The sequence below is a fragment of the Pedobacter sp. Leaf250 genome (genome assembly GCF_920984735.1).
Taxonomy (GTDB): Bacteria; Bacteroidota; Bacteroidia; order Sphingobacteriales; family Sphingobacteriaceae; genus Pedobacter.
Genome location: NZ_CAKLBU010000027.1, coordinates 28401 through 43468, shown reverse-complemented (window position 1 = coordinate 43468; position 15068 = coordinate 28401). Strand labels below are relative to the sequence as shown.

At 34.3% G+C, this 15068-nt stretch carries 16 protein-coding genes and 1 tRNA gene; 7 read left to right on the top strand and 10 right to left on the bottom strand.

Features of this window, described 5'->3' with window-relative positions; all coding sequences use genetic code 11:
* The first annotated feature begins 23 nt into the window (after window positions 1-23).
* Window positions 24-965 (top strand): energy transducer TonB, encoded by a 942-nt coding sequence (locus tag LUA91_RS18890; RefSeq protein ID WP_231427668.1) that lies wholly within the window; start codon window positions 24-26, stop codon window positions 963-965.
* Between the two features lie 56 nt (window positions 966-1021).
* Here LUA91_RS18890 and yajC read toward each other — a convergent pair whose 3' ends face one another.
* The 4 genes from yajC to LUA91_RS18870 all read right to left on the bottom strand — a co-directional run bounded on the left by yajC (window position 1022) and on the right by LUA91_RS18870 (window position 3944).
* Complete coding sequence (gene yajC / locus LUA91_RS18885; protein WP_231427667.1) at window positions 1022-1345, bottom strand: preprotein translocase subunit YajC; 324 nt, start codon at window positions 1343-1345, stop codon at window positions 1022-1024.
* A gap of 67 nt (window positions 1346-1412) precedes the next feature.
* Window positions 1413-1856 carry a DUF1573 domain-containing protein gene (locus tag LUA91_RS18880; protein ID WP_231427666.1) on the bottom strand — a complete coding sequence of 148 codons (444 nt, stop codon included), beginning with the start codon at window positions 1854-1856 and terminating at the stop codon, window positions 1413-1415.
* 2 nt (window positions 1857-1858) lie between these two features.
* On the bottom strand, window positions 1859-2809 hold the full coding sequence (gene nusB / locus LUA91_RS18875) for a transcription antitermination factor NusB (RefSeq protein ID WP_231427665.1): 951 nt from the start codon (window positions 2807-2809) through the stop codon (window positions 1859-1861).
* Between the two features lie 46 nt (window positions 2810-2855).
* Window positions 2856-3944 (bottom strand): Glu/Leu/Phe/Val dehydrogenase, encoded by a 1089-nt coding sequence (locus LUA91_RS18870; RefSeq protein WP_231427664.1) that lies wholly within the window; start codon window positions 3942-3944, stop codon window positions 2856-2858.
* Window positions 3945-4347: 403 nt separating this feature from the next.
* Here LUA91_RS18870 and LUA91_RS18865 point away from each other — a divergent pair, with 403 nt between their 5' ends.
* On the top strand, window positions 4348-6138 hold the full coding sequence (locus LUA91_RS18865) for an ABC transporter ATP-binding protein (protein ID WP_231427663.1): 1791 nt from the start codon (window positions 4348-4350) through the stop codon (window positions 6136-6138).
* Between the two features lie 79 nt (window positions 6139-6217).
* Window positions 6218-6541 carry a DUF3276 family protein gene (locus tag LUA91_RS18860; RefSeq protein ID WP_231427662.1) on the top strand — a complete coding sequence of 108 codons (324 nt, stop codon included), beginning with the start codon at window positions 6218-6220 and terminating at the stop codon, window positions 6539-6541.
* A gap of 72 nt (window positions 6542-6613) precedes the next feature.
* On the opposite strand, the gene LUA91_RS18855 is transcribed toward LUA91_RS18860, so the two are convergent.
* Window positions 6614-7078 (bottom strand): DUF5362 family protein, encoded by a 465-nt coding sequence (locus LUA91_RS18855; RefSeq protein WP_231427661.1) that lies wholly within the window; start codon window positions 7076-7078, stop codon window positions 6614-6616.
* A gap of 174 nt (window positions 7079-7252) precedes the next feature.
* Here LUA91_RS18855 and ychF point away from each other — a divergent pair, with 174 nt between their 5' ends.
* Window positions 7253-8353 carry a redox-regulated ATPase YchF gene (ychF, locus tag LUA91_RS18850; RefSeq protein WP_231427660.1) on the top strand — a complete coding sequence of 367 codons (1101 nt, stop codon included), beginning with the start codon at window positions 7253-7255 and terminating at the stop codon, window positions 8351-8353.
* Between the two features lie 186 nt (window positions 8354-8539).
* Here ychF and LUA91_RS18845 read toward each other — a convergent pair whose 3' ends face one another.
* The 3 genes from LUA91_RS18845 to LUA91_RS18835 all read right to left on the bottom strand — a co-directional run bounded on the left by LUA91_RS18845 (window position 8540) and on the right by LUA91_RS18835 (window position 10852).
* Window positions 8540-9154 (bottom strand): HAD hydrolase-like protein, encoded by a 615-nt coding sequence (locus LUA91_RS18845; RefSeq protein WP_231427659.1) that lies wholly within the window; start codon window positions 9152-9154, stop codon window positions 8540-8542.
* Between the two features lie 9 nt (window positions 9155-9163).
* Window positions 9164-10537 carry a magnesium transporter gene (gene mgtE / locus LUA91_RS18840; protein WP_231427658.1) on the bottom strand — a complete coding sequence of 458 codons (1374 nt, stop codon included), beginning with the start codon at window positions 10535-10537 and terminating at the stop codon, window positions 9164-9166.
* Between the two features lie 243 nt (window positions 10538-10780).
* Window positions 10781-10852 (bottom strand) — tRNA-Arg (locus tag LUA91_RS18835).
* A gap of 205 nt (window positions 10853-11057) precedes the next feature.
* On the opposite strand from LUA91_RS18835, the gene LUA91_RS18830 reads away from it, so the two are divergent.
* Window positions 11058-11588 carry an OmpA family protein gene (locus tag LUA91_RS18830; RefSeq protein ID WP_231427657.1) on the top strand — a complete coding sequence of 177 codons (531 nt, stop codon included), beginning with the start codon at window positions 11058-11060 and terminating at the stop codon, window positions 11586-11588.
* 186 nt (window positions 11589-11774) lie between these two features.
* Entirely contained in the window at window positions 11775-12608 is an 834-nt protein-coding gene (locus LUA91_RS18825; protein ID WP_231427656.1) for an alpha/beta fold hydrolase, read from the top strand.
* On the opposite strand, the gene LUA91_RS18820 is transcribed toward LUA91_RS18825, so the two are convergent.
* The gene (locus tag LUA91_RS18820) at window positions 12605-13357 is read right to left on the bottom strand and encodes a response regulator (RefSeq protein WP_231427655.1); all 753 of its coding nucleotides are present in this window, start codon (window positions 13355-13357) and stop codon (window positions 12605-12607) included. The two genes, LUA91_RS18825 and LUA91_RS18820, sit on opposite strands and share 4 nt — an antisense overlap.
* A 21-nt stretch (window positions 13358-13378) precedes the next feature.
* A complete protein-coding gene (locus LUA91_RS18815) occupies window positions 13379-14074 on the bottom strand; it encodes a LytTR family DNA-binding domain-containing protein (protein WP_231427654.1) in 696 nt (231 codons plus the stop codon).
* Window positions 14075-14308: 234 nt separating this feature from the next.
* On the opposite strand from LUA91_RS18815, the gene LUA91_RS18810 reads away from it, so the two are divergent.
* Window positions 14309-14935, top strand: coding sequence for an insulinase family protein (locus tag LUA91_RS18810; protein ID WP_231427653.1), 627 nt, complete (start codon window positions 14309-14311; stop codon window positions 14933-14935).
* The last annotated feature ends 133 nt before the right edge of the window (window positions 14936-15068 follow it).

Genomic DNA, 15068 nt, shown 5'->3' with positions numbered 1-15068 from the left:
TCTTAGTATGATTAATCTCGATTATGAAAAGAACACTCTTAACCCTCCTTACCATTGCAATACCTTGCTTTGCTTTCAGCCAGAAACGATCAAATGTTTACTATTTTAAAGACGGAGTTCCCGTTAAAAACAATGAGCTAGCCGACTATAGAAGAGTTATTGAAGAACCAGACCCTGGATCGAAATTTTATAATTTTTATGAATATTACGCTGATAATACAGATAAAGCAACTGGTAAACTATCCAAATTTGAGCCTAATCTCGTATATGAGGGAGAACTCAAACGCTTTAATAAAAAAGGAATTTTAATCGAAAAAACCAATTATGTAAATGGCAAACCGATAGGTGAATCTTCATCATATTACGCCAACGGGCAATTGGCCAGGGTTATTCTATACCCCGAGGCGGAAAAATCTGAATCACAAAAGCGCTCTTCTTATAAAGTAATCTCTGGTTTCGATTCTTTGGGCGTTCAATTTATAAAAGATGGTAATGGGCATTTAAATATAAATGAAAGTGAAGAAGGAGATTATCTAGATGGCTATAAAAACGGAGAGTGGAAGGGTAAAATTGGAAAAGACAGTTACGTAGAACATTATGATAGCGGATACTTTATCAATGGAATAGCAACATTTGAAAATGGAAGCACAAAAAAATACAAGGTTGCAGAAGAAAAACCAGAATTCCCTGGTGGAATAACTGAATTTTATAAATATTTAGGGAAGAGTTTCAAATATCCTACAGAGGCATTAAGAAATAAAATTTCAGGAAAATTATTTATAGGTTTTGTAGTGGAGAAGGATGGAAAATTAACCAACTATAAATTTAAAAATGACCTGGGTTATGGTACTCGCGAAGAAGCCATGCGTGTTTTGGATGAGTGCCCCAATTGGAATCCTGGGTTACAACATGGTATCCCAGTAAAGGTTTCTTATAACATCAATATAAATTTAGCACAAAGATAATGCAATAAAAAAGCGCTCCGAAATTCGGAGCCCTGTCTAATTTTATAATACTTTAATTATGCTTTTGCGGCAGGAGCTACAACGGCTTTAGTGGCATCTAAAGAAACCGCCGATTTATCGAAACGGATTTTAACACCACCTTCAACTTCGATTAAGAATGTAGTATCGTTCATATCAGCGATACGACCGTGAATACCTGCAGTAGTGATAATTTTATCGCCCTTTTTTAAGCCTTCAATTAATTTTTTATGGTCTTTAGCTTTCTTAACCTGTGGACGGATCATGAAAAAATAGAATACTACCGCGATAGCACCTAACATAATTAATTGTCCGTACTGGCCAAATCCACCTGCTGCTTGTAAAATTACTGTTGATGTCATTTCTTATTTATTTGATTATTGATTATGTGTAATGGTTTGGCGTACAAAACACCAAACCCTACCTATTTTATTTTTTAGTAAGCACCTCGCCCACTAAATGTACTGTCGAAATTGTAGGGTTTGCATTTGATGTTATGGTTACCACCTTATCTTGCATTCCCTCTTTACCTGTGCTATTAAAAACCACTTTTATCACACCTTCTTTTCCTGGTAAAATAGGCTCTTTTGGAATTTCGGGATCGGTACAACCACAAGTAGCTGTAGCATTAGAAATAATTAAAGGACTTTTACCTGTGTTTTTAAATTTGAATTCATGCTCTACACTTTCGCCCTGCTTAATCTTTTCGAAATCAAAAATATCACGTTCAAAAACAACGATTGGTGCATCTGGAGAAGCAATTTTGCTTTCTATCGAAGTATCATTCCCAGCCACTTCAACTGTAGAATTATTTGCATTTCGGCAAGCCGTAAAAGATAAAGCTGCAATAGCAAGGATGAATATTTTTTTCATTGTTAATCTTCAATTAATCCGCGACCGATCTTTTTAATGGTATTGGTTTTCTTAAGGTCGCCTAAAATTTTGTCTAAAATACCGTTAATAAACGAATTACTTTTCGGAGTACTGTAATCTTTTGATAGCTCCAGATATTCATTAATGGTTACTTTGACAGGAATTGATGGGAAATTTAGCAACTCACAGATGGCCATTTTCATCAAAATAGTATCCATTAAAGCAATACGCTCCGATTCCCAATTCTTTGTACGCTCGGCAATTAGTTCTTGGTATTTGGCATCGTTTTGCAAAGTGTGCACAAATAAATCCTGTACAAATTTGCTATCTTCAATCCAATCGGCACTAATTTCGGTCAGTTTATTTTTAAAAGGATCGTCGAAAGTAAAGTTTTTCAAAGTTTTGGCAACCATACCTTTCATCACTTCATGATCTACCTGCCAATTGATAAACTTCTCTTCAAAAACCTGAATAATCCCCTGATTTTTTAAGATAATTTTTCTGAAAATGTATTTAACTATATCTTTCGATGATTCTAAACTTTCGTTAGAATCGGCTAGATAATCAGCATATTCCTGAGATGCTTTTAAAGAATTGAAAACAGTTTTACGGATTTCCGGATCGAATCCCCAATCTACTTTATACTTTTTTACCGCCGATACATATTCGGGATTCTGCTGCATTAAAACGCTAAACTTATTGTGTAGCAATTTCATATTCGGATTAATATCTTCAGCAGTTTTAATAAATTTGTTAGCACGTTCTGCAGCATCGTTTGCTGTAAACTCTGTAACTTCAACTATTAATGATAACATCCAGATGTACATTTCGTACACGCTATCAATGCTTTGCATTAAAGTTTTCAAATCACCTTTAATGTCTTTTTTGTCTGCCATGTGCCAAGCAAAAATATTTTGCAAAGCTTTGATTCTTAAGTGCCTTCTATTTAACATGAATGTAAGAACGAGTGCGGTTTATAAAACCTGTTTTAATAATTATTTAATATGACGATTTAATTTTTTTTACATCTGCAATTCGCTTTTCGGCAATGCGATTTGCAGCAATATTTGTTGATATATTTTCAGTTTTACTTAATTTAATTACGCTACGGGTGGCATCGTAAATATTTTCTGTGAGCTGAACCGTACGTTTCTTGCCAAACCCAGTCCATTCCGAGTAACAGGCAATTAATCCTCCAGCATTAATTAAATAATCCGGAGCGAAAAGAATTCCCTTTTTTAATAGCAATTCACTGTCTAAAACTTCATCTTTTAATTGATTGTTTGCCGAGCCTGCAATAATTGCAAACTTCATCCTTTCAATAGTTTTATTGTTAACGGTTGCGCCCATTGCACATGGAGCATAAACGTCAGCATCGCAACCAAAAATTTTATCAGCTTCAATCGGTTTAGCCTTGTATTTACGGGCAACATAGGTCAATTGCTCCTGATTAATATCACTGATTAAAACTTCGGCGTTTTCCTTTCTAAGTAGAGCCACCAAATGTTCACCAACGTTACCAATACCTTGTACCACAATAGTTCTGCCTGCTAGCATATCGGTTCCAAAAACCTCTTTCACACTAGCTTTAATACCCAAATAAACACCCTGAGCCGTAAATGGAGCAGGGTTTCCAGCGCCACCAATAGATTCGGGAACACCCGTTACATAATTGGTTTCCATACGGATGTATTCCATATCCCGCGTGTTGGTACCCATCTCTTCCGCAGTAATAAATTCGCCATTAAGGTTTTTAATAAACCTGCCATAGCTACGCATTAATGTTTCCGTTTTATCCTTACGGGAATCACCAATGATTACACCTTTTCCACCACCCAAATTTAATCCCGTAATGGCCGATTTGTAAGTCATTCCACGCGATAAACGTAACGCATCTTCCAAAGCTTCGCCCTCAGTTGCATAACTCCACATCCGGGTTCCGCCTAAAGCTGGACCTAAAGTGGTGTCATGTATGGCAATAATCGCTTTCAAACCTGTATCCGGATCATTACAAAAAATCAATTTTTTATGCCCGTAAGCACTCAATTGCTCTAGTATGGAAGAATCTGACGAAGAATTTGCTGGCATATTGAACGTTCGGCTAATCTGCTGCAAAATTAAAATAAAAAACCATTAATACATGGATATAAACAAACTATTTATGCTATAGTTACAAACAATGATTATCTATATTTTTGAAAAGCAATTTCAGTAATACTTGGGTAGGTACAGTCCCGCCATTCGCTACGACCTTTTTGTTACTTTTAATAATGGCTCGAACGGTCTGCAACAAAAAGTATTTACACTACTGTCGGGTTTATTTCAGGTAGTGAAGTGATTCTTGGTAAAGATTTATAAAATGCAAACGAATCATATGATCTAATAGAATTAAGAAATATTGATTGCTATTAATGTCATTAAATTCTAAAGCTAAGCCATTCAGTTAAAAATATACGATATGAGATAACAAAATTATCTAAGTTTGTATGGCATGAAACATCTAAGCAGATTAAACAAATACTTTTTAAAATATAAATGGTGGATTATTCCCGGTAGTATTTTCGTGGTAATCTCCAATATTTTTGGTGTGGTGCCAGCCCAGGTAATTGGTTATGCTGTTGATTTAATTACAGAAAATGTTCAGGTATACAACCTCTTTAGTGGTTTTAATCGCCAGGAAATAATTTACGATATTTTTAGCAGCAATCTTTTATTTTTTGGCTTATTGGTAGTGGCGCTATATGTTTTGAGAGGATTGTTTTTGTTTTTCATGCGTCAAACCATTATTCTCATGTCGCGGCACATTGAGTTCGATATGAAAAATGACATCTATCAACATTATCAAAAATTAAGTTTGGGTTTTTACAGGCGCAATAATACTGGCGATTTAATGAACCGAGCAACAGAAGATGTTAACCGTGTTCGGATGTACGTTGGCCCCGCCATTATGTATACCATTAATACTTTCGTTTTATCTGTACTTATTATCTGGTCGATGTTTGATGTAAACTCTAAGCTGGCCATTTATTGTCTGTTGCCACTCCCCTTTTTAGTGATTATCATCTATTATGTAAATACTTTGATTTTTAAAAAGAGTGGTAAAATTCAAGAGCGTTTATCAGAACTTTCGAGTTTTGTGCAAGAACGCTTTTCGGGTATCAGAATTATAAAATCTTATGTACGAGAAGATTATACTCGAAACATGTTCGAAATTCAGAGCAATGAATATAAAAGAGACTCAATGAGCCTGGTAAAGGTTTCTGCTTTGTTTTATCCAACCATGCTTTTACTAATTGGCTTGAGTACGATTTTAACCATTTATGTTGGCGGTAATCAGGTAATGAATGGAAGTATCACTGCTGGCAATATTGCAGAGTTTATCATTTATATTAACCAGCTAACTTTTCCGGTAACCATGTTAGGTTGGGTAACCTCGCTAATTCAGAGAGCGGCAGCATCACAAAAAAGAATAAATGAGTTTTTAGATATCCCTTCTGATATACAGTCGACTAATAACGAAGAAAAAGAAATTGATGGCAATATTAAATTTGACAATGTAAGTTTCGTTTATCCTGATACTGGAATTGTTGCGCTAAAAAATTTAAGTTTCGAAATCAAGAGCGGCGAGTTTGTAGCTATAATTGGCAAAACGGGTTCAGGAAAATCGACACTTGCGAATTTAATTATGCGGATGTACGATGTTGAAGATGGCGCAATTAACGTTGATGGAGAAAATTTAAAAACCTTAAACCTTAAAAATTACCGCAGCCAGATTGGTTTTGTGCCACAAGAGGTTTTCCTATTTTCTGATACGATTAAAAATAACATTGCCTTTGGCCTGGATCAAGTTACTGATAACGAAGTTTATAATGCTGCAAAGAATGCTTCCGTTTACAATAACATTATCGATTTTGAAGAAAAATTTGAAACGATGCTTGGTGAAAGGGGAATTACGCTTTCTGGCGGACAAAAGCAGCGTGTTTCTATTGCCAGAGCATTAATAAAATCGCCAAAAGTTTTAATATTTGATGATTGTTTATCGGCTGTTGACACCAAAACTGAAGAAGAAATTCTTCAAAATTTAGGCAAAATAATGATCGGCAAAACCTCGATATTAATTGCCCACCGTATTTCTACTATTAAAAACGCAGATAAAATATTGGTGTTAGATGATGGAAAAATCATTGAGCAAGGCACACACAATGAATTACTTAGCCTAAATGGCAGTTATACCGAACTTTATAACAACCAACTTTTAGAAGAAGAAACAAGAACAATTTAAAATGTATTAAAATTGTATTTTGTACTTTAAATATTTGCTTTATATTTACCGAAACCAAAAACCAACATCAATACCAACCATGGGAGAATTCGACAACAAGGAAAGAGAAGAAGTTTTTTCAAAGAAAGTAAGAGCAGGCAAGAGAACTTATTTCTTCGACGTGAAGGCTACTCGCTCAGGTGATTATTATTTAACAGTTACCGAGAGCAAGAAAAGATTAGAAGACGGTGTATTCGTTAAACATAAAATCTTTTTATACAAAGAAGATTTCGAAAAATTCGCTGAAGGATTAAACGAAACTGTAGATTACATCAAAACTCACCAGGATGTTGTAGAAAAACGTTATGAATATTCTGAAAATGGAGAACATAGCGCCAAAACAAACGATGATTTTTCTTTTTAATAAATTATAATTTCAATAAAAAAGCCCTTGTTACATTAAGGGCTTTTTTTTCGTGATATATTTTTTCCTTAGTTATGCCTTTGCTACGCCGGCACCAACCATAAATATCAATAAAAAGTAGAAGGCAATAATGGCGATAGTAATCGATCCCCAAAATTTAAATAAAGATTTTAAACTTGCCATTGCATTATTTAAACTTTCCTGATCGCCAAATAAAATCCCTTGTTTGCCCTTATTGGCCACTTTATTTAATAAGATGCTTGGATAAAATAACAACAAACCTAAAACAAAGTATATAATGGTAACTATGGTGGTACCACTCGAACCCAACTGTCCCATTTGGGTCGCCACAGCAGGATTGCTGTTCATTAATGCAGGAATGCTAAACGCCGCAAGAATTACAAAAATCGAAATAACGAATCCGATAATCGATAGAAATTTTGCCCACTTCGTGATATCGTAAAGATAACTCCGCATTTCTTCTGTAACTACTAATTTCACCTCCACCGGTTTTTCATCCTCAAATTCTTCCATCATCTTTTTTTAATTTTTCGATAAACTTAGATAAAATATACCTCTACCACAAATTCACATCTTTAAATAAAGGTTTAAAAGCTTATCTTTGCCGCCTGAAAAAGGTGAAAGGTGAAAGGTGAAAGGTGAAAGGTGAAAGGTGAAATCGTAAATCGTAAAATAAATCAAAATATATAGATGGCATTACAATGTGGTATTGTAGGTTTACCAAATGTTGGAAAATCGACTCTTTTTAACTGTTTATCAAATGCAAAGGCTCAGGCAGCAAACTTTCCATTTTGTACAATTGAGCCAAATGTTGGCGTAATTACTGTACCTGATGAGCGTTTAACTAAACTTGCTGAACTGGTTAAACCTAACAAAGTACAACCTAACACAATCGAAATTGTTGATATTGCCGGATTAGTAAAAGGTGCTTCAAAAGGTGAAGGTTTGGGCAATCAGTTTCTTGGAAACATTCGTGCTACCAATGCAATTATACATGTTTTACGTTGTTTTGATGATGGCAATGTAATCCACGTTGATGGTTCGGTTGATCCTATTCGTGATAGAGAAATTATCGACACAGAATTACAGCTAAAAGATTTGGATACGGTTGAAAAACGTATTCAAAAGGTGGAGAAAATGGCCAAAACTGGTGGCGATAAAGATGCTAAACGTACTTATGAAATTCTAACTGTTGTTAAATCTCATTTAGAAAGTGGAAAATCGATTCGCACGGCTTCATTATCACAAGAAGATTTTGATTTTATAGAAGATTTAGGTTTGCTAACGCAAAAACCAGTGATGTATGTTTGCAATGTTGATGAAGCATCAGTTGTTACCGGAAACAAATATGTGGATTTGGTTAAAGCCAATGTTGCAGACGAAAGAGCTGAAGTATTGGTTATCTCTGCAAAAATAGAATCGGAAATTGCAGAATTAGAAAGCTACGAGGAGCGCCAGGAATTTCTAGCCGATTTAGGATTAGATGAATCTGGTGTAAACAAATTGATTCGTGCAGCTTATAAATTATTAAATCTATACACTTATTTTACTGCTGGTGTACAAGAAGTTAGAGCCTGGACCATTACCAAAGGCTTTACTGCTCCGCAAGCTGCAGGTGTAATCCATACCGATTTTGAAAAAGGATTTATCAGAGCTGAAGTAATTAAATACAACGACTTCGTAACCCTGGGATCAGAAAATGCGTGTAAAGATGCAGGTAAATTAGGTGTAGAAGGAAAAACTTATGTAGTAGAAGATGGCGACATTATGCACTTTAGGTTTAACGTTTAAAGCCTAAAATTCTTCAATAGACAATATAAAGTATAAAGCCATTCGTAAGAGTGGCTTTTTTGTTTTTAAATGTTTTATATTTTTCCCGCAGATCACGCAAATTTCCGCAGATTTAATTTGTAATCCTCATAAGCCAATATATTATTGTTTGCTTCTGCGTAAATCATCTTAATCTGCGGAATACTCTTAAACTTCCAACCCATAACCAGCTAATTGCGCTTTCGTATCCTCATAACTGGTATGGTGAATCCCTTTTAGTCCCAAACCCTCGGCAACTTGTACAAATAGCATTCTATCATCAATATATAAACTTGTTTCTACATCGCTCTGCGAAATATCTATCGCTACTTTAAAAATATCAGCATCGGGTTTACGGAAATGAACGAAACTCGATGAAACGAAAAAATCGACAAATTCATTTAGTTTAAAAGTGCTGATGCGGTATTGATTAAGTTCTCTTCCCTCGTTACTAATTACTGCTACTTTTAAATTATATTTCCTCTTCAATTCGCAAACCAAGGCAATCATTTCTGGATAATCCAAGGATTTACTGAACATGAATTCTTTAAAATCATCATAAGTGAAAGATCGTTCTTCAAAAAAAACGATGCGTTCCAAATATTCATCAAGTGTAAGTTTGCCTACCTCGTAGGTATCGAAAGTTAAGTGATGACGTTCTTCCAAATCAACAGAATCAAGATTAAAAAGCACCGCAGCTTCTCCTCTGGCTTGCCTATCCCATCCATTGGTTAATAATACACCACCTATATCTGTAAATAATGTTGTGATTTTCGTTTGCATAATTATAAGTTAAAGTAATATGCCGCTTAAAAATAATATGGCAAAAGAGAAGTAAATAATCAATCCCGTAACATCAACCAAAGTGGCAACAAACGGTGTAGAGGAAACTGCAGGATCGGCACCTACTTTTTTAAGCAGCAAAGGTAACATAGAACCCATTAAAGTTCCCCAAAGTACTACTCCTATTAAAGAGCAGCCTACAACCAATCCAATTCTTATGTAATGATCGGTAAAACCTGGCCAAAATAAATGCCACGTTCCAATAACCGCGAAGCTTAATAAACATAGTGTGCATCCTAATAAAATACCAGAAAAGATTTCTCTTCGCATTACATTCCACCAATCTCTGACGGTAACTTCGCCTAGTGCCATGGCTTGAATAATTAGTGTTGCGGCCTGCGAACCACTATTGCCACCACTAGAAATAATTAATGGAATAAACGTAGCTAAAATTACAACCTGGGCAATTTGATTCTCGAAGTTAGACATGGCAGCTATAGTAAGTAGCTCACCGAAAAACAATACGATTAACCAAACCACACGCTTTTTGTAAAGCTCAAAAACAGGAACATCTAAATAGGGTTCATCCAAAGCCTGCGAACCTCCAATTTTATGGATATCTTCTGTATATTCTTCATTGGCAATCCATAGGATATCATCAACGGTTACTATACCCAGGAGAATATTATTTTCATCCACAACAGGTAATGCAACCCGGTTATTCATTCTAAAAATACTAATGGCATCTTCTTGCGGATCGTTTGCTTTTAGGGCGATGAACCGTTTATCAGTTAGTTCACCAATAATGGCGTCGGGATCTGCCAATAACACTTCCCGAATCCGAATATCATCAAGTAGAACACCTTCTTTATCAATAACGTAAACCACATCAATGGTTTCCGAATTTTTACCATAACGCCTAATATGCGCTAAGACCCTTGTAATCGACCATTCTGGTTTAACAGCGATGTAATCTGGTGTCATCAAACGGCCAATACTATCTTCTTTGTAACCTAAAAGCGCAAGAGATTCTTTCCTTTCCTCAGGAGGCAAAAGGGTAATCATTTTCTTTACTACATCGCCTTTTAACTCACTAAAAAGTGCTGTTCGATCATCAGGAGGAAGATCTTTAATAATTTGATTAAGCTTATTACCAGTTAGTTTTTTGATAATTCTTTCCTGTGTAGGAAAGTCGAGAATGCGAAAAACATTAACAGCTCTATTTAAGGAAATGGTGTCGATAAATTTGGCTGCATGCTGTGGAAGTTCATCAATTAACTCTTCCACATCAGAGATATTCAGTTCATCCAGATAGTGCTTTAATGCTTTATCATTCTCTTTATTAAGTAATTCCTGAACCTCTTCTACAACCAATTCTTCCATAAACGACTATTAATATTTACATGCTTAAACCTTTATTAGCGGTCCGCAAAGGTGCATTTTTATTTTTAGAAATGCCAATCTGGAGATTAACGGTAGATTATATTTAAATTAAAATCTTTAAAATAAACCGATTTAACATTCAAAGTGGCAACAGTTTAATAAGGTTTTTGTTTGATAGTAATGATTAGAATGAATCATTAATAAAAATAGCCGCCATAAAGATAATTATGGCGGCTTATAATGTGCTCCCGACGAGATTCGAACTCATATCGATGGTACCGGAAACCATAATTCTATCCATTGAACTACGGGAGCATATGGCTGCAAATATAGAAAATCAAAATGTTAGTTTCTGGTATTATGCAAGGTAAAATCAACTTAATTTTAATAAAATTTGAAGATAGCCAAATGGTTAAAAAACAATTAAATACAAGTTCTTTAAAAAATTTCCGTTATAGCTGTAATCATTATTTGTAGTTTTGAGTGAAACACAAATTAAACCTAAAACCAAAATTTTACTATGAACATCACTAAAAATCTTTTTTTAACAGCCATTATTGGTCTATCTACTTTAACCATTTATTCCTGCAAAAGTAAGAAGTTAATAACCAAGCCAGATCCTGCTCCTGTTTCAAAACCTACTCCACCTGTTGAAGAAAAAAAACCAATAGCGCCGCCGCCAGCCAAAGAAGAAGTAGCGCCAGTTGAAAAACCAAATTTCAATTTAGATAATATTCAGTTTGAGTTTAACTCTTTCGTACTTAAAACATCATCATTTGCTATATTAGATAAGGCTGTGGCCGAAATGAAAAAAGCACCAAATACAAAATTTGCGCTTCATGGACATTCTTCTGCCGAAGGAACGCCAGAACATAATATGTCATTGTCTGTAGATCGGGCTAATGCAGTGAAATCTTATTTTGTTAACGCCGGACTCGACGGTTCAATTTTTACAATTGTTGGTCATGGAGAAAAAGAGCCAATTACCTCAAATGCAAGTGAAGAAGGCAGGGCTGTAAATAGAAGAACGGAAATCAAAGTTCAAAAATAAGCATACTCAATTTTACTGGTTTTATAAATGAATGAGCTTATCTCATTTATCTATTGAAACACAAAAACATCTTAAAGCCTCGTAATAGAGGCTTTTTCATTCATTATTATATTTATTTGAAAATATTAATCGATTTTTTTAACTTTCACACAAAGCTTATTAATCATTCATTTAAATATCTGAGTCGTGCATCCCATACTGATCAGAAATAACGTAAAAATTCTTGGAGAAGGTAGCCAGGTAATTGTATTCGCACACGGATTTGGTTGTGCACAAAGTTCATGGAAGTATATTACGGATGCATTTCTTGCTGACTTCAAGGTGATCCTTTTTGATTATGTTGGCTCAGGAAATTCTGATAAAGACCAATACGATTATCATAAATATGCTACGTTAGAAGGTTACGCCTGTGATGTGATTGATATTATTGAAGCATTGGCACTTAAAGATATTATTTTTGTTGGTCATTCGGTTAGTAGTATGATCGGGATGATTGCTGCCATACAAAAACCAGAGGCTTTTAAGAAGCTTGTTTTTATAGGTCCTTCTCCAAAATATCTAAATGATAGAGATTATATTGGTGGATTTGAAGCAGCAGACATCGAAACTATATTTACACATATTGCCGAGGATTATGTAGGCTGGACAAAAGCCATTTCGCCTGTGGTAATGAGCAAAAGTGAAGCCCCGGAACTATCTGATTTTTTACAAGAATGTTTTGAGGAAACAGAACCGAGCATTGCTTTGGCCTTTGTCATGGCTACATTCAAATCAGATTATAGAGCGGAGTTAAAAAAACTTCATACCCCTAGCCTGACTTTACAAAGCAGCGAAGATATTATGGCGCCCCAATCTGCTGGTGAATATATACATCGAAATACGAAAAATAATTTTTATGTGGTAATGAAAGCGACTGGGCATTTCCCGCACATTAGCGAGCCTGAGGAAACCATTAGAGAGATTAAGGATTTTATTGCCTATCAAAATGTAACAGAAAGAAGTGATGAACTTTATGCTTAATTCATCTTTAGTTTAAGATTGTTTACAAAGTGCTGTGCTTCTGTTTTTGCTTTTCTACAAATTTCATCTACATCGTTTAATTTTGCCTTCATTTCGTCTTCAACTGTGTCAATATTTTCCAAAGAGCGTAAAATAGGCTCCAGCTTGCATTTTAAACCCATAATGTAAATTGTTGAAAGTGTACGATGAGCAATCATTCTTATATTTTCATCGTTTTTTTCAGCAAAGCTTCGCTGTAAATCCAACAGATCCTGATCAATTGTTTCTATAAATTTTTCAACTATCTCTATTTCATATTCTTCATCGCCCAAGCTTACCTCTTTTAAATAGCTTAAATCAATAGTTTGATAAGAATAAAAATTACCCGATGTTAATTTATTGCCAAGCAAATATTTGGTTAGTATTCCAAAAATTTCAAGTTTATCAATAGGCTTACAAACACATCCACTCATACCAAAAGCGAAACATTTTTCTTTTATATCATCAACCTTGTTAGCCGTTATTGCTACAATAGGGGTATCTAACCTCATCTGTTTGCGAAGGATTTTAGTTAATCGGAAACCATCAATTGTTGGCAATTCTATGTTGAGAAGAACCAGTGAAAAAGAAATGGTTTTGAGCAAATTTTGGGCTTCAATTCCATTTTTGGATATTTTAAAAGTAATATCATATTCTTTTAAATATGCCGATAACAATTTTTGATCAATCAAATTATCTTCCACCATTAAGACATCAATTTGTTCTTTCATAATTTTAATACATCGATGTTATTATAGAATCTTCATCCGCTTATTTAACGATGCTTTGTACGCATCAGAAACCGGAACAAAATGCTGTTGAATAATTAACCTCCCTCCTTCAATGGTATCAATTTTACTTATATTGACAATAAAGGATCGATGAACTCTGGAAAATACATCCATAGGCAATTTATCTTCAACTGATTTTAAAGAAGAGTGAATTGCATATTGTTTATCATCAAGATAAATTTTAACATAATCTCCTTTGGCTTCGAGATAATTAATATCGGCAAGTTTTAACCGGCGTATTATATTTGAATCCCTTATAAAAATGAATTCATCTTTTTTGGAAGGGATAAATAAGTTCTGATTTTTAAAAATTTCTTTAGCCTTTATAACTGCTTTCAAAAAGCGATCTGGCGTAACTGGTTTAGCAATAAAATCAACTACATTCAAATCAAATGCATCAGATGCATAATCTCTCTTGGAACTTATAAATACGATTAATGGCCTTTTATCTCCAAGAGCTTTTATCAGTTCAATGCCCGTAATCCCTGGCATTTCTACATCAAGAAGCAATAAGTCTATTCTATTTGCATCTAATATATTGTAAGCATCTGCGGCATTTTCACATTCGGCAATAAGCTTTAACGACTCCTCAATTTTAAGCAGGTTTTTAAGTACACTTCTTGCAATTGCATTATCATCAGCAATCAGGCAGTTCATTTTTGTGGGTTAGCGAAAATAAAACTACCAATAACACCATGAAATCAATTCAACAAAATCGAAATGAATGAAATGAATAATTTCTTAAATAATGAAAAACCAATAAAAATTTTAACACGTATATAAGCCCATTCAACTTGCAAAACTGCCTTTCTATCGACAAGATATTTATCAGTCAAGCTTTTAGAAATACTTTTGACGACAGAAAATCATTCATAAAAATAAAAGAATATCATGAACACTATTAAAACAATTACACTTTCACTTTTAAGCTTATTATCAATCACTTTACATGCTCAATCTTTTAAAGAGCCTATTGCCTATAAATTAAACAATGGAATGAACATTATCATCTCTGAAAACAACCGTTCTCCAAAAGCTTACGCAAGTTTCACTTTAGATAAAAATGCATATTCGAACAAGAAAGATGGTATTGTTGAGCTGCTTAATGCGGTTTTAAATGAAAGCATTGGAAAAAGCAATAATTTAATATTTAATGATAACAGTGGTAAAATAGCAACTGCGGCTGATGGTTTTGATAAAGAACTAAACGATATGGCTTCTCTTTTGCAAAATGCAGGTATTGATGAAAAAACATTTAATACCGCCAAAACAAAACTATTATTGAGTTTGAAATTGCAGGATTATGATTACGATCAAACCGTAAACAATAACTCCATAAACAATTTAACTTTCGCTGATGTAAAAGATTTTTACAATCAGATTTCGCCAGAGAAAACTTTTTTAACCATTGCTGGTGATATTGATTTAATTTCGGCCAAAGCATCTGCAAAAAAAGCTTTTGGAAACTGGAACAACAGTAACAAACAAAAACATAGCGTTGCTACAATAGCAAAATAATCATAAGTTAATTTATTACTAAGCCCTTTGATGAAAATCAAAGGGCTTTTTTGTTAAAATGTTACAGGTATTAATCGCTGGTTTTAATTAGTTCTGATAATCATTCAATATATTAGCTCAATTAATTATTCCT

Bases quoted from the DNA above. Each gene is read 5' to 3' on its own strand.
- LUA91_RS18820 (WP_231427655.1), bottom strand. From the start codon at position 13,357: ATGAAAGAACAAATTGATGTCTTAATGGTGGAAGATAATTTGATTGAT.
- LUA91_RS18890 (WP_231427668.1), top strand. From the start codon at position 24: ATGAAAAGAACACTCTTAACCCTCCTTACCATTGCAATACCTTGCTTT.
- nusB (WP_231427665.1), bottom strand. From the start codon at position 2,809: ATGTTAAATAGAAGGCACTTAAGAATCAAAGCTTTGCAAAATATTTTT.
- LUA91_RS18870 (WP_231427664.1), bottom strand. From the start codon at position 3,944: ATGCCAGCAAATTCTTCGTCAGATTCTTCCATACTAGAGCAATTGAGT.
- LUA91_RS18815 (WP_231427654.1), bottom strand. From the start codon at position 14,074: ATGAACTGCCTGATTGCTGATGATAATGCAATTGCAAGAAGTGTACTT.
- LUA91_RS18855 (WP_231427661.1), bottom strand. From the start codon at position 7,078: ATGATGGAAGAATTTGAGGATGAAAAACCGGTGGAGGTGAAATTAGTA.
- LUA91_RS18810 (WP_231427653.1), top strand. From the start codon at position 14,309: ATGAACACTATTAAAACAATTACACTTTCACTTTTAAGCTTATTATCA.
- LUA91_RS18845 (WP_231427659.1), bottom strand. From the start codon at position 9,154: ATGCAAACGAAAATCACAACATTATTTACAGATATAGGTGGTGTATTA.
- mgtE (WP_231427658.1), bottom strand. From the start codon at position 10,537: ATGGAAGAATTGGTTGTAGAAGAGGTTCAGGAATTACTTAATAAAGAG.
- LUA91_RS18830 (WP_231427657.1), top strand. From the start codon at position 11,058: ATGAACATCACTAAAAATCTTTTTTTAACAGCCATTATTGGTCTATCT.
- LUA91_RS18880 (WP_231427666.1), bottom strand. From the start codon at position 1,856: ATGAAAAAAATATTCATCCTTGCTATTGCAGCTTTATCTTTTACGGCT.
- yajC (WP_231427667.1), bottom strand. From the start codon at position 1,345: ATGACATCAACAGTAATTTTACAAGCAGCAGGTGGATTTGGCCAGTAC.
- LUA91_RS18860 (WP_231427662.1), top strand. From the start codon at position 6,218: ATGGGAGAATTCGACAACAAGGAAAGAGAAGAAGTTTTTTCAAAGAAA.
- LUA91_RS18865 (WP_231427663.1), top strand. From the start codon at position 4,348: ATGAAACATCTAAGCAGATTAAACAAATACTTTTTAAAATATAAATGG.
- ychF (WP_231427660.1), top strand. From the start codon at position 7,253: ATGGCATTACAATGTGGTATTGTAGGTTTACCAAATGTTGGAAAATCG.